General features: G+C 44.1%; 12 protein-coding genes. All 12 read right to left on the bottom strand.

Annotation, left to right across the window (positions count from 1 at the left end):
* Nucleotides 1-3: 3 nt before the first annotated feature.
* Nucleotides 4-357, bottom strand: a complete 354-nt coding sequence (locus IGI71_RS01905) for a hypothetical protein (RefSeq protein WP_005227192.1) — start codon at nt 355-357, stop codon at nt 4-6.
* A gap of 108 nt (nt 358-465) precedes the next feature.
* On the bottom strand, nt 466-924 hold the full coding sequence (locus tag IGI71_RS01900; RefSeq protein ID WP_010748668.1) for a low molecular weight protein-tyrosine-phosphatase: 459 nt from the start codon (nt 922-924) through the stop codon (nt 466-468).
* Nucleotides 925-927: 3 nt separating this feature from the next.
* The gene (locus IGI71_RS01895; protein ID WP_005227190.1) at nt 928-1,497 is read right to left on the bottom strand and encodes a TetR/AcrR family transcriptional regulator; all 570 of its coding nucleotides are present in this window, start codon (nt 1,495-1,497) and stop codon (nt 928-930) included.
* Nucleotides 1,498-1,705: 208 nt separating this feature from the next.
* Nucleotides 1,706-3,166 carry a helix-turn-helix domain-containing protein gene (locus IGI71_RS01890; RefSeq protein WP_428210834.1) on the bottom strand — a complete coding sequence of 487 codons (1,461 nt, stop codon included), beginning with the start codon at nt 3,164-3,166 and terminating at the stop codon, nt 1,706-1,708.
* Nucleotides 3,144-3,635 (bottom strand): hypothetical protein, encoded by a 492-nt coding sequence (locus tag IGI71_RS01885; RefSeq protein WP_015508844.1) that lies wholly within the window; start codon nt 3,633-3,635, stop codon nt 3,144-3,146. The genes IGI71_RS01890 and IGI71_RS01885 overlap by 23 nt, the downstream gene beginning before the upstream one ends.
* A gap of 44 nt (nt 3,636-3,679) precedes the next feature.
* The gene (locus IGI71_RS01880) at nt 3,680-4,480 is read right to left on the bottom strand and encodes a class A sortase (RefSeq protein WP_430616345.1); all 801 of its coding nucleotides are present in this window, start codon (nt 4,478-4,480) and stop codon (nt 3,680-3,682) included.
* Entirely contained in the window at nt 4,470-5,552 is a 1,083-nt protein-coding gene (locus IGI71_RS01875; RefSeq protein WP_015508842.1) for a DUF916 and DUF3324 domain-containing protein, read from the bottom strand. The genes IGI71_RS01880 and IGI71_RS01875 overlap by 11 nt, the downstream gene beginning before the upstream one ends.
* Nucleotides 5,553-5,619: 67 nt before the next feature.
* Nucleotides 5,620-6,360, bottom strand: coding sequence for a WxL domain-containing protein (locus IGI71_RS01870; RefSeq protein WP_010748661.1), 741 nt, complete (start codon nt 6,358-6,360; stop codon nt 5,620-5,622).
* Nucleotides 6,361-6,371: 11 nt separating this feature from the next.
* The gene (locus tag IGI71_RS01865) at nt 6,372-7,172 is read right to left on the bottom strand and encodes a WxL domain-containing protein (RefSeq protein WP_010748660.1); all 801 of its coding nucleotides are present in this window, start codon (nt 7,170-7,172) and stop codon (nt 6,372-6,374) included.
* Nucleotides 7,173-7,217: 45 nt separating this feature from the next.
* Nucleotides 7,218-7,931, bottom strand: a complete 714-nt coding sequence (locus IGI71_RS01860) for a WxL domain-containing protein (RefSeq protein ID WP_428210835.1) — start codon at nt 7,929-7,931, stop codon at nt 7,218-7,220.
* Complete coding sequence (locus IGI71_RS01855) at nt 7,864-8,232, bottom strand: LPXTG cell wall anchor domain-containing protein (protein WP_010748658.1); 369 nt, start codon at nt 8,230-8,232, stop codon at nt 7,864-7,866. The genes IGI71_RS01860 and IGI71_RS01855 overlap by 68 nt, the downstream gene beginning before the upstream one ends.
* Nucleotides 8,233-8,246: 14 nt before the next feature.
* Nucleotides 8,247-13,115 (bottom strand): hypothetical protein, encoded by a 4,869-nt coding sequence (locus IGI71_RS01850; RefSeq protein ID WP_430616158.1) that lies wholly within the window; start codon nt 13,113-13,115, stop codon nt 8,247-8,249.
* Nucleotides 13,116-13,679: the final 564 nt, after the last annotated feature.

Raw genomic sequence — 13,679 nt, 5'->3', positions numbered from 1 at the left:
TGTCTACAAGCCAGGTTTTGTATTCAAGGTGCTAACTTTCAGCACATGATGCAGGGGAATAATCCGCAGCTGCTGACGGTCGCTTTGTAATTTCAAGACAACTTGTTCTTTTGCTACCGTTTTGCCGACGATCCAGCCGGTAACGGTTTCAAAACCACCCAATTTCTCTGTTTTTACTTGCAGCACGACCAGGTGCTTGGCAGCGGCTGCCTCTTGCAGCGTTCGCTGGATTTCTTTGACTTTTTCAGACTGATTCTTCTTGTCAGCATCATCACTGAAAAAGGTATCCAGCAACGTTGTGGATGTCATCACAATGAGTTTGCCCAATTGTTTGATGGGCGATGGTTTCTTTTCCATTGGACATTCCTTTCTGCGCGTTGCAGCAGTTTATAAAAACCACACATACGTTCGCATTTCCATGGTTCTATTTTAGCAAATTTTTGGTAAAATACAAGCGAACACGCCTTATTTTTCAGAAGAAATAACCTCTAGCCAAAAAGGAATTCCTTCTTGTAGCAGTTGATAGGTCTCTTCGAAATCTCCTGTATAATAAGGATCTGGTACTTCCGCGGTTTCTTTGCCAGGAACAACACTCAAATACGAACGAATCTTTGCGGTGGTATCGGCAGGTGCCAGCGCTTGAAGTGTTTCAACATTACTTTGATCCATACCGATGATCCAGTCAAATTTGGCAAAGTCTGCTTCTGTGATCTGCCGTGAAATGAGTCCCTCGCTGGATAAGCCTGCTTGACGCAATCTTTTTTTGGTTCCGGGATGAGCAGAATGTCCGACTTCCCATGAGCTGGTCGCTGCCGAATCGATCTGCCAATCCAATTTGCGTTTTGTTATTTCTGCTTTATAAATAGCTTCTGCCATGGGGGAACGGCAAATATTACCTAAACAAACAAATAAAACTTTCGTCATCGCTCACTGCTCCTCTTTTTCATAGATTTGGTGGCCAAAAAATTCCACATCCTTCGCCAAACGAAACAATTGCGTTGCAATCTCTAAGGGGGTCTCTGGAAAGTCGTTGTGAATCCAATTTTCCAAAATGCCTCCGCAGCCGTAGGAAAAGAACCGGCTATAAAATAGAATGTCTTGTTTCGTCAATTGCTGCTCTTGATCGACCTCCAAGAACAAGCGCTGAAAAAGCGGTTCTGTGATCTGTAGAAATCCGTTCATTAAGATTTCGCGGTCATAAGCCAGTGATTTGCGGTAAAAGGCCGGCGCTTGTTTCATTGCTTTCAGCATGCGCAAGGCGGCTTCTTCCCAGTTATCAAGGGAGACATCTTCTGTCGTCAAAAAAATCAGGGCATCTTGCCGATAGATCCATTGGATCAAAGCTTTTTTATCAGGAAAATGGTAGTAAAACGTCTGCCGATTGACTTGCGCCTTTTCGGCGATCTCCTGTACGCTGATTTTATTCACTTCTTTGGTCTCACAAAGGGTGATCAATGTCTGGCCAATCACAGCCTTCGTTTGTTTCCCATCCATCATAGGGCACCTCTTTTTCTTCTCTTTCTATCATACCAAATTTTCCTGCAAAAAAAAATCCTATCAAATGGTCCTTTTTCACAGACCTTCCCCGAAACCTTCATCAGAGCAATAGATTCCTGGGCGCTTTTTAAATAGGACAGGTTTCTACAAAAAACGCCTGCCTCCATTTGAGGCAGACGTTGCTTTCGATAGTTAAACGGCGGGTTGCTCATTGTGCCATTTTGGTTTGAAACTGTTCTCTTCGAATCACACTGACTTTTTCAGTGAAATTGGCCCAGTCGATGGGTCTAGGTGGTGCCAGCCATAAGATATGGTCGATCCCCAATGCACCATAAAAGGGTAAGTTTGAAAGAATCAGATGCGTATGATCATCTGGGTAACTTTGGAATTGGACATTTAAATCGAGGATTTTTTCGATATTCTTTTGGATCATCTGATTGTAGGAATCGCCAAATGAAAAGTCCACGCAGACATACAAGGGAACCAAAATCTCTTTTAGCGGAATCGTGGAAATCAACAGAATCAGGTACCTGAAAAACAAAAACTCTTTATTGTTCCATAAGATCGGCCGGTTGCGGCTTTCTTCCAGATAGTTACGGCAAAAGGCAGCATATTCTGGATAGGTTTCAAGAAAATACGTCACATCCATATATTGGTATTCATAGCGAGAACTAAAGGAAAACGACAAGAGCTGATAATGGATCGTTGTCGTTTCAGCATGAAGAAGTGCCAACGTGCCCGCGGTTAAGGAAAACTGCTGTTGGACGGCTTGAATAAAATGCTCGTTTAATTGTTGGATATAGGTTTGTTCTTGATCGATGTAGCTATTGTTGTCGATCAGCCAGCCCTCAACGATCAAAAAGCGCAAAATATCTCGAGCTTCACGCTCTAGCACTTCTTGATCGGTGATCGTCAAAATCTCCTGCAGCCAGCGTTTCAATTCCTCAATGATCACGAGATGTTTGGGCAAGACTAAATCATTTTCCACGCTGTTTTGCAGGTAATGACCATTCGTCATCCGTGCCAAAACGATTCCTAGATAATGTTTCTTGCGAATCCGCATGCGAGCAGAATGTTCTGGTTTAAGCCAGGTGCTTTCATTAAAACGATCAAAGGTCTTTTCTTTTTCTAGGATTTCTTTTGGAAAAGGCGAATGATTCAGATAGTATTCCTTCATAAAAAAGAGAAAAATAAATTCCCTGATCTCACTTTCCTCCCCAACCAGCTGAAATTCTTTCGTCACTTCAATATCATATTCTTTCAAGATCAGTTTGAACTGTTTAAATTCTTTATAGACGGGATTATGGCTTAAATAGTGATTGGTGGCAAATTCGTATAAAGAAGACAATTGCTCAAAAAAACATTCTTTCAACATGGAAAATTTCAACGCTTGATCCAAATAATAGGTCAGCAGTGTATCGGAAGTTGCCAGCCCCGAGGCATTCAGTTTAATGACCGTCCCATCGGTCACGATCTCAAATTCCTCGTTCAATCCGAGTTCATAAAAATCAAGATTCAATTCTTGAACGGTTTTGTTGATCAAAAATTCTGACATGGTCAATTGATCCATCAATGTTTCCTTCGTTTCCGAAAGAGCGACTGCGTTTTCCAAATATTGCAGCATCACCAATTTTCGTTTGTCCGCCTTATTCAAAAATGTCACAAACATGCGTTTTCAAGCCTCCATTGTTTTTTTGGCCATAAAGGACGTTTCCTGAAAATAAGTAGCACAAGCTGGCAAGATAAGAAGGCTTATCATCGCCATCACCATCTGTATTATTTCCTGGCAGTGCTAGATCGACGTTCAAACGATCCGGCGCAAAGACATCCTCCAGCATGACTCGTTGGGCAAAATGTTTTTGCTTTTCCAAAAAACTGCTTTCTGACAGTGAGGATCGCTCCGGCTCTTTTTTCGGAACGGTTTCTGGTTCAGGCGCGGGTTGTTCTTTGGATTCTTCCATTTCAGTTGGCGGTTCCTCCACTTTTTCTGGTATTTCTTCTGGTGGGTCCGTGGGGACGATTTCTTCTGAGGGGTCCAGCGGATTATAAATGGTCGCAAAAACGACTTGTTCTGTAACAAGATCGATCATTCCGATAATCATGCACGCACCAATGACAAAGCCAAATCTGCGTTTCATTTTATTCACCCTCCTTATCATCAGCGCATCTTCTGATGATGTTTCTACGACGCTGAACGGTCCAACAACTTATGGGCGCCCAGCAGACATCCACTAATTATAAATAAAATAACAAATAAAAGAAACCAATTTTTCATTGATTGTTGTTTCCATACCGTTTCTTGTTTTTCAACCATCACTTTTGCTGCTTTCGGCGTGCTGATTGTCGCCGCTGGTTTTTGTGGATGATCGGCAGTTGCCTGCTCAACAGGAATTGCTGTCAGCACGTACCGTTCTTCTGTTCGAGTAGGCGTAGGACAAGTGATCAAGGTCAATTTTGGTGTCTGTTCTTCCTCTAGCACCGACAAGTCCGACTCGTCTACGATTTTTTTATCCGTGATGATATACTGTTGACTCTCCTCGAGATAGGTCACTGATACTTCCATCCCCACCTGTGCTTCTAGCAATTGACCAAATAACAAACTTTGTCTCCCAAGATGATGCCTTAAAACGACAAAATTGCTATTTTTCAACGAACGTTCGGGAAACATCACGACGCCGCCTCTCAGCAGCTGTTGATTCGTTAGTCCCACCAACAGCGGCTGCTGGAAATCGATCGCCTCGATTGCGACAAAGCCGTACCCAGTGATCGTTGTCGGCTGAGGCGCCATTACATCTGACAGAGCTGGCATTTGGATCGTTTCTTCTTCTGGGATCGTTGCCGGCAGCTGGGTGGCTATCGTCAATTGCGTGGTGCGTAATTGCCAACTGACGATGCTTTCTTTTAGAAAAGGCAGTGCCAGCAAAAGAATACCTACGATGATCAACCCATCGATCAAGCATTTCTCAAGGTGCTCACGCTTCATCCGTTTCATTTTTTTTCTTTCGTCGGTACCATAAAAGCAGCAGCAAGGCGAGTAGTAGCAACAGTCCGCCGATCAAGAAGTAAAGCCATGTGTAATCTGTTTCGATCGTCACATCCTTCTTATTAAGATCACGTGCGACCTCTCCCGTCACTGTAAATTCTTTTTCGAAGGTCCATTTATAGAGATAGCTTTCTTCTTCGCCTTCTTCATTTTCAATTTTGTATTGTCCTTCATCGCTTTTTCCACCATAGGCAACGGAAGTCAACACGTAGGTCCCTGCTTCTAAACGTTGTCCTTCTAAAGAGATTGGGTACGAGAAGTTGGAATTAGGTGCCATTTGCATTCGTGAGGTATCCGAAGAATACAAGACGTCGCTATCACCTTTTTTCTTCACTTCATTGATCAGGCGTAATGAATTCAAGTAAGCTGCTTCAGGATTTTGAAGAGTGACATTGATAGTATTTCGGGCGTTGACTTGACCTGGTCCAACATCCAGCAGTTTTAGATCCGGTGAAACTTCTGTTGTGTTTTGACGCAGTAAAATCGCAACGACATAGGCATACTCATTCTTGATAGCTAACCCTTGCTCTTCTTCACTGTCAGCAGTATCGGTTTCCTCTGTCGTCTCTTTTAAGGTCAATCCGCCTGCGATAACCCCTTCAAAGGATTCTGAAGGCATGGTGATCTTTAAGGGCAAGGTGATTTGGGATTGTTTGGGGATCGTGATCTCTTCATCCACTTCAATCAAATCAGCCATATCATAAGGCAAGGTTTCGTCCGCTTCGATGTCGTTTTCGCCATATTCCACGACTCCGTTTAAGTTTGTGGTAGCTGAAGCGATCACTGGTGCGATGACGACCTCTTGATCGGTGTCATTACGCAATTGAACTTCAACGGTTTGTACCGTACCCGGCGCCATTTTCAAGTCAAAGTACGTTTTTTCTTTATCGATTTGATTTTCTGGAATTACGGGATTGACGGCAAAGTTAAATTCAGAAGCGGTTCCTATCGTTGGTACAAAAAAGAAAATACTTGCGAATAGGAGCGCCAAAAGCTGGTTGATTTTTTTCATGATGGATGTCCCTTCTTTCTATGTATTCTCCTTAAACCACGAAAGGGTTCAAGGAGAAAGCTGGTACTTATGGGTTTGTTGGTGTGTCTGTCAGTAACCAAGTAAACGTGGTGTTGTATTGGCTGGCATATTTTGTCGTTGAGCCTGGAACTTCCAACTCAATGCTATCCATAGCTGCAGCTAAACTATCGCCCCAGCTCATTAGATAGGTCCCTGCCCCTTCGCCATCTTGGGCACTCATCACTAAGGATTGAGCACCATTTGGATTCAATGTGATCGTTGAACTTACATTTGATGGTTTTGGTGACAAGGAAGGTGTTACTACAGTTCCCTTCGTCAAACGAATTTGCGCGGCGGTCAATTCTTGATCTTCTGCTGTTTTGAACTGACCATTTTGGCGAACATTCAATGTCCAACCGCTCTCTGTTCCCCGATTGTCTGTCACTTGGACAAAATTTGGTCCTTCTTGATTCACATTTGCTGAATCTACGTATTTTTGGGTTTCCGCATGGTAGATCTCTGTTTTTGAGGTGATTTTTTGCGTACCAAAGTAAAGGCTTGAAGCAAAATCAATCGATAACGGTCCGTTGGTTCCTGGATTTGGTCCATCTGGGTCCGTTGGGTCAACTGGTTTGATCGGATTTTCTGGATCTGGGTCTGTTGGACTGATTGGATTGGTTGGGTCTGTATTTGGTTCAAAAGTGATCTGTCCGTTTGAATTGTATTCTGCGCTGTCCGCTGCTTGTGCCAGCGCAGGAGCAGCGAAGCTTAGCCCTAATACTGAGAGAAATGCTAGTGTTTTTTTCATGTCTATACTCCTTATCCTTCCGTTCCTGGTGTATCTGATAATACCCAAGTTAGTGTAGTCGTGTAGCTAACGGCATCTTTTGGTGTGCTGCCGGGTACAGAAAGTGCGACCGCTTTGGTAACATCTGCTTGTACTTCTTGGCCATCCTTATCTATTTCAGTGACCGTCTCAACGCTTCCCCAAGCGTTGACCCATGTTCCAGCACCCGTTTGATTTGCTGCGGTCATCACCACTGATTCAGCACCTGCTGCATCCAATATGATCGTCGCTTCTGCCACTGGAGCAGTAACGCCGATCGCATTTGATTTAACGGCAGGACTTGTTAGGGTAATGACAGAACCAGTCAATTCTTGATTCAACGTCGATTCGTTTTTGAATTGACCATTTTGCTTCACAGACAACCGCCAACCAGCATTACTACCGCGATTATCCGTTACTTGAACATAATTGGCAGTTTTTAATGTAGAAACTGTGTCATCGTCATTCAAATACCCTTGTGCTCGTGCATAATAGACTTCGTTTTTATTGGAGATTTTATTGACACCAAAATCTAAGCTAGAGGCATAATCGATCGATAATGGTCCATTCGTTCCAGGGTTTGGTCCATCTGGATCGGTTGGATCCACAGGATTGACTGGGTTTTCTGGATCTGGATTTTCTGGATTGACTGGGTTCGTCGGATCGGTATTTGGAATAAAATCAACCGCCCCATTTGAGGTGTAAGAAGCCGCTTCAGCTGCTGAAACCTCAGTTGCTGCACTCGCTGCTGCCAATACGGCAAGACTTAAAAAGACCCATGCTGTTTTTTTCATTTCTATTTGACACTCCTTTATCTGTTTTACTGAAAATCAGTGATTTTAATTGCTTTCAGGGACATTCTTTAAATTCCAAGTCAATATCGTCCGATACTCTTTGGCTAATTTTACGGAACTGCCTGGTACATTTAATTTTACTGCCGTTGACCCTTCCGTTGCATCGTTCCCAAACTTGTAGATCCAAGTGCCCATTCCTTTTCCGACAGGTGCGTTGACCAATGTGATTTCACTATCGGGTACAAAGGTATGACTTGCCGTAACCGTTGGTGCATACTGCATATCGGTGACCGAAGTTGCTGCACCTGAGGCGATCGATAATGAAGCCCCGACTAGTTCTTCGTCATCAGCCGTTTTGAATTGTCCGTTTTGCACAACGCTCAATGACCAGCCTTCTTGCGTTCCTCGTTTATCTGTTACTTGCACATAGTTTGGTCCAGCAGCGCCAGCTGTGAACTCTTGCAGCTGTGCGTAATAATCTTTTGTTTCGGAAGTGATCAGTTGGTTGCCAAATTGAAAACTTGAAGCAAAATCGATCGATAATGGTCCAGCTGTTCCAGGGTTTGGTCCATCTGGATCGGTTGGATCGACGGGATCCACTGGTTTTTCTGGATCGGTCGGATCAACTGGATTGGTTGGATTCGGGTCCGCTTCAAAAGTGATTGCTCCATTTGAGGTGTATTCAGCGGCATTAACGGTTGTTGGTAACAGAGCAGTGCTCATCAATAGAATGCCTGCCGTCAAGAAAAGTTTTTTCATTTTTTGTTCTCCTTTTGATTAAAATGATTCCTGCTGCCAACAAAACGACAAGACCACTGCTTTGATAGCTATTAAAGTGATCCGACCCTGTTGCCGGCAGAATGTTGTTGCCTTTTTGATTTACTTGTTTATTCCCTGGCTGTTCTTTTACGGGCTCTTCTGGCTCCTCAACTGGTTCTTCATAGACACCGAAAAAGGAAGTAATGCCATTGCTGTCATAGGCACCTGCTTCGGCTGCTGAAACGAGCTGAGGAAACATTAATAGACAGCCAGCAATAATACCGATCATGATTTTTTTCATTTATTTTCCTGCCTTTATGGGTTGCCAGGTGCCGAAACTAGCTGCCAGCTCAAGGTTCCTTGATAGTCCCCGACTTTTTGCTGTTCGACTGGAACGGTAAGCTTGATTCCTTCATTCTGACTTTCGCCCCAGTGCTGGTTCACGACGTATGTGCCATTTTCTGTCAATTCCGTTTCCTCGATGATCATTTCCCCACTGGTTATCATCTGTTCTTGACCGTTTGTCACAAAGCGGAAGACATCGGTTAATTGATCTGTCCCATCCGTTAATGGCTGTTGCTCTTTGACCGTCAAGCGCCATGGACTCCGTTCGGACCCTCTCGTATCTTTCACTGCTAGCTCGCCTGTGATCGTTGGCCAATAATCTTGTGTTTCTGTGGCAACTTTCTGCTGCCCAAAATCAAAGTCTGTTGGCACACTGCTTAAAATAAGCTCGCCGGCAACTGCGACATTGACGACTTTTTCTGCCCGTTGACTGCCTGCTTCATAATGGTAAGCCGTTGACACATTTTTCAACAGCTCAGCTTCCGTTGCTTGCTGGATCGCGGCAAAAGCTTGCGGATCGACAGTCGGTGGTACATTTGCCCGATTATCTGCAAAAATCGTGGTTGCTTGGGTATAGTCTGCCAAAGCGGCTTCATCTGTCAGTGCCGTTGCTTCTGGTAAGGTCAAACGGACATCTTTTGCATAGACGGCAAATTGCCGATCAGCAGAAATGACACTTTCATTTTTGACCACCACCAGATTCACGGTAGTTTCTGCCTGATTCTGATCGTTTTCCCCTACGGAAAAAGTGATCGCTTGTTTGCGATAGACCGCTGTTTCTAACGGTTCTTGAATCGCAGCTAAGACCTCATCTGTCAGTGTATCCTTAAAGAAAGGACGCCCACTAGCTTCGAGATAAGTCACAGCTTGTTCTTTGGTCAGCGATTGTGCCTCTTGCTCTGTAAGGATCACATTGCGTGCTTGGACTTCCGCCTTATTTGAGTAGCGGACGCTGATATCGTAACTATATTCCCCATCAGGACTCGTCCAATCAACTGGTTCTGAATCTGGTTGTTCCGTCAACTGCTGATCCGTGCTATCCAGCTTGCTGGATTTGATTTGACCCCCATAGACCCATGAACCGGACGTATGGGTTTCTGGTGTGAACGTCAATGTTGGCAATTCCGTTACCGTGTAGGGAATCAATAAACGCCCTTTTTGCACCTGCGTCCCCGCCTGCTCAGTTCCCCATGCTTGCAAGGTCAGCGGCGTATTGTTCTCTTTGACTGCCGTTACATCGTGACTAATGGCACCGATCCCATTCGCGACTCCCGGTGTTTCGACTTCGTAGTTAATGATCGAACCTGGTATCGCAATACCGTACCCATTGGCTGCATTGGTGACATCGTTGTCCCCAATGAAGGTTTTCCCAGTCGCTTTTTCGATCCCACTGAAATTGATTGGCGTGATCGCTGCAGCATTAGCAGCAGTTGGATTTATGGTCAGTACTTGATAGGCACTAACCGCCCCAAACCACGTTCCTTGACTGTTGACTCGAGAACCTGCATCATTGGTCGTCGTTTTCAGCCACATTAAGTGATCTTTGTCCGTATCTGGTGTGGCGAAATCTGACAGATTGATTCGTCCCGTTCCCGGCGGCGACTCGATCGTCCCTTTGTCTTCTACCGTTAACTTCGCCCCTGAAATCAAATTCGTTGCGGAAGTAATCCCGATACCAGCATCTTTGGAAAGATGGATGTCACCGAACTGATGATAGGTCGTTGCGTGATTGGCAGCAGTCGCTGAACGGCCATTTTTGATGTCTCCCCCATTGGCCATCAGCTTGATACCGTTTGTCACATTCAATTCGGTAAAGTTGACGATCCCCAGACCCGTCACAGCGATTGGATCAGTTTGATAAGAAGCTGTCCCATCGACATTTTCACCAAAGTTCATCTTCACTTGATTACTGCTGTTGGCTACGATCGTGTTCGTAAAATTATCTGACGCGTTTCCGCCTGAGATCCCATTGATACTTTTGGCTCCTTGAAGTCGCATCTCGACATCTCTTAAAATTTGACTGGAAGAAATATTGGAATAATACGTAGTGTATAAATTCCCGATACTTGATCCTTCCGCCTGGATATTCATATAAATTTTGCCGCTTCTCGTATTGCTAGCAGTCCGTCCGCCATCACCATAGATCGTCGCCCCATTCAGTGCATCTGACCCCGGCTTTGTGTATATGTTCAATGTAATCGTATTGGAGCTGTCGGTCCCAACGATATTCGTACTGTTAAACGGATTTCCGCCTGAGATGTTCGTTCCAGAAGGAAGGGCAAACTCACCATCGTAATTTCTCAAATCCAATGTCAAACTGGCATTTCCTAATAACCGTCCATTGTTCGTAACACCGCCTGAAAAACCATTAGACCCTGTACGCGGAGTACCTGAGAAGTTTCCGCCAAACACTCGATTATCTGAGTTTCCGTTAATGGTGTGGGAAGAAGCGACACCATAAGAGGCACCGAGTGAGGCATTGATCACCCCATCATAAACCGTTACTGCGACATTGCCGGTCACTAATAAGTCATCCCAGCCGCCACCAGATAAAAACCAGTCTACTTGCCCATTATTTACGGTCGTTCGTCCATCTCCGTAAACACGGCGTCCAGTATAGCCTGTTCCTTCTAGCGTATCGACGATCCCAGAGTTCAAAGTATTGGAAGAATTTCCCTCAATGACACCTGAGAAGGAACCACCGTAGGTCCAGCGAGCAACCGTGTTATTCAAGATCGTTTTGGTATTCCCTTTAATATAGATATCCCAAGCTGTTCCTGGATAACCGCCGCCACCAACGATATCCCATCCAGATGAATAGCCTCTCGTTTTATTGCTCGTTGAGTAATCTAGATTTGTCGGTCTGGATCCTGTGTAAGCAATCCCATCTCCCCCAGGACTACCATCCGAAGTGATCGTACCAACTTCAATCGTCGTATTTCCCTCAACATAGCCGCCTCGACCAGCTGCCGTCGAATAAATCGCACCGTTTGAAAAGGAACCGCTGACTAGATGAGAAGTGATATCGCCATAAACTTTAAAACTTGCCGCTGCTTCTGCCAGTGCTGCTCGTTGTTCCGGAGTATAATTGTCATACGTCGTCGTATTCGAAGCCCCCATTGAACTTTGAGTCAAGGTACTAACGTTGTTTCCCCCACCGCCGTTAAAATCACCAATTCCGCCGACGCTGGCACTCGGTCCGGCTTTCACGGTGTTGACGATGTTTCCTGTGATGGTACCAGTATTCCGATTGCCACCTTCAAATTCACTCCGTCCAGTGGAATAGCTGCTGGCATCAAGGTTGGTCACGATGGCATCCTTAGAACGGTCTGAGCCGATGTTGCCATAAAATGAACCGCCTACAAACCGATTGGATATCCCTGACCAACCGCCTGCACCCGAGATCGTACTGCGGATCGTTCCATTGATGTTGCCATATTGAACGCCACCAGCAAAAGTACTTAAACGGAAGCTTGCATTGGTGGTTTGAATCGTCGTTTCAACATTGCCTGTCACATTGGCTGTATTGGAAGCGTTTGTTCCAAGACCACCGCCATAATAACTGCCTAATGTGCCATTTAAACGATTGATCGTGACACTGGTATTCCCATCAATCGTACCAATATTGGCACCTCCAGCGATCGTACTGATATTACCTACTGTATTATTTACGACAATTGCTGTATTCCCGGTCAATGTACCACCGTTTTGATTCCCCCCATAAATATTCCAAGTTCCTGAACCTGTCGCATTCAATGTGATTGTTGGGTTTCCCGAAAGGTCGCCATTGTTGCTTCCCCCATAAATCGCAAGACCGTTCCCGGTGGACCCACCGTTCAATGAAAGGCTATACCCATTCATGTACATCCTCGTACCACTATAGTTGAGGTTTCGAATCACTACATGAGAACCGAAGTAAATGTCCGTGCCAAGTGCAACCGTGCGACTCCCAGTGGTCAACGTTGTTGCATCTGTGATGGGATCATCACTATGCCCTGTGATGATCAAGCGGCTGACTTTTCCTTGCAGCGCATAAAAAGTCATGTTCGTATTATCGACTGTGGCTGGAATCGTCTTTGAAGTCAGATTCGTTGGCAGTGATAACGATCCACCCGAGCCAACATACAAAGCAAATTCTTGGCCATTGCCGTTTTGATACATATCAAACAACGCTTGACGAATGCCTTCAGCACTATTGGTGTATTCCGCATATGCTGATCCATCTCCAGCTGGGCTTGGTACAGCGATCACTTTCGTTTTATCGGCTTCTGCAATGATCTCTTTGATCGATTGCTCTGCCAACGAGATGTCCGCCGCTCTTGCCTTAACCGTCGGTTTAAAAACAGCAGTTAAGGTTTGGTTCTCCGTGAGAATCAATTCGGTCAACGCTTGACTTGTATAGACCGTGCCATCTAACGACCAGCCTTCAAAAGCAGTATCATCTTCGAAAACTGGCAACTCACTTTCTTTTAGTGCTTCCCCTTTGTTTTTGCTGATCTGAGTGCGGGTTTCCCCGGTAGCAAATAGATGCTCCGTGTCTGTCAGAAAGGTCACCTGTACTTCTTCTGCAGCTTCCGATGAAGCTTCTGTTTCAGATGAAGCTGTGTCAGTGGCTCCTGTAGACGAATCTGTCGAAGCAGGTTCACTAGATGCTTGCACTTCAGTTTCGTTCGTCTCTTCCAGACTGTCGATCGATGAAACGACAGGGTCAGAAGAAGACATACTTTGTTCTTCACTTGTTTTTGTAACACTTTCGGCTTGTGCCACTACCATTGCATATGAAAAACACGGACCTGATGTTAGTAGAAAAACAAGTAAAGTTGTTAAAAACCGTTTCACTTTATCCCTCCTATCTTAAAAAAATAAACGTATCGCGCAGTGCACGCCCTGTGTTACAACTCTTAGTTTAGCGAGTTGGCGAAAGAGAATTATAATTCTTTTTTTCTTCCATTCAAAATTATGATTATAATTGATTTTTCATAATTCCGATTTTTGTAACTTCCACATCTTAGAGCTATCTGTTACTCATCGATTGAAAAAAAGCGCAAATTATCAGGATGAATCATCGATTCTTTTCAAAAAACTGCTTTTCTCTTTCATAAATCATACAAAAAACGAGGGATAAATCAACACTCATAATTAAATTAAGATGAGAAAAATAAATAAAAAGTTAGAATATTTGACAAAATTCAGCGGCACAAAACTCTTTTCTAACGACCTAAAATAATAAGTTAAAAGAACGCTTCCTATCTTCTGACTGTAGATAATGATAATGTTATAATCAAAAATGAATAAAAAACGTTATTTAAAAATTCCATTGCATATAAAATAACAAAATAAAAATTATTATTTTTTTATAAATCACTGATTTTGATAAAATAAGTAAAGTTATTTTTGAAATAA

The organism is Enterococcus sp. DIV1279b (assembly GCF_050531515.1).
Taxonomy (GTDB): Bacteria; Bacillota; Bacilli; order Lactobacillales; family Enterococcaceae; genus Enterococcus_D; species Enterococcus_D casseliflavus.
This window is presented reverse-complemented; position numbering and strand designations above follow the sequence as displayed.

What these genes read in the sequence shown, in the direction of transcription:
- IGI71_RS01880 (WP_430616345.1), bottom strand. Translation starts at nt 4,480, where the DNA reads ATGAAGCGTGAGCACCTTGAGAAATGCTTGATCGATGGGTTGATCATC.
- IGI71_RS01885 (WP_015508844.1), bottom strand. Translation starts at nt 3,635, where the DNA reads ATGAAACGCAGATTTGGCTTTGTCATTGGTGCGTGCATGATTATCGGA.
- IGI71_RS01870 (WP_010748661.1), bottom strand. Translation starts at nt 6,360, where the DNA reads ATGAAAAAAACACTAGCATTTCTCTCAGTATTAGGGCTAAGCTTCGCT.
- IGI71_RS01900 (WP_010748668.1), bottom strand. Translation starts at nt 924, where the DNA reads ATGACGAAAGTTTTATTTGTTTGTTTAGGTAATATTTGCCGTTCCCCC.
- IGI71_RS01855 (WP_010748658.1), bottom strand. Translation starts at nt 8,232, where the DNA reads ATGAAAAAAATCATGATCGGTATTATTGCTGGCTGTCTATTAATGTTT.
- IGI71_RS01890 (WP_428210834.1), bottom strand. Translation starts at nt 3,166, where the DNA reads ATGTTTGTGACATTTTTGAATAAGGCGGACAAACGAAAATTGGTGATG.
- IGI71_RS01875 (WP_015508842.1), bottom strand. Translation starts at nt 5,552, where the DNA reads ATGAAAAAAATCAACCAGCTTTTGGCGCTCCTATTCGCAAGTATTTTC.
- IGI71_RS01865 (WP_010748660.1), bottom strand. Translation starts at nt 7,172, where the DNA reads ATGAAAAAAACAGCATGGGTCTTTTTAAGTCTTGCCGTATTGGCAGCA.
- IGI71_RS01905 (WP_005227192.1), bottom strand. Translation starts at nt 357, where the DNA reads ATGGAAAAGAAACCATCGCCCATCAAACAATTGGGCAAACTCATTGTG.
- IGI71_RS01895 (WP_005227190.1), bottom strand. Translation starts at nt 1,497, where the DNA reads ATGATGGATGGGAAACAAACGAAGGCTGTGATTGGCCAGACATTGATC.
- IGI71_RS01860 (WP_428210835.1), bottom strand. Translation starts at nt 7,931, where the DNA reads ATGAAAAAACTTTTCTTGACGGCAGGCATTCTATTGATGAGCACTGCT.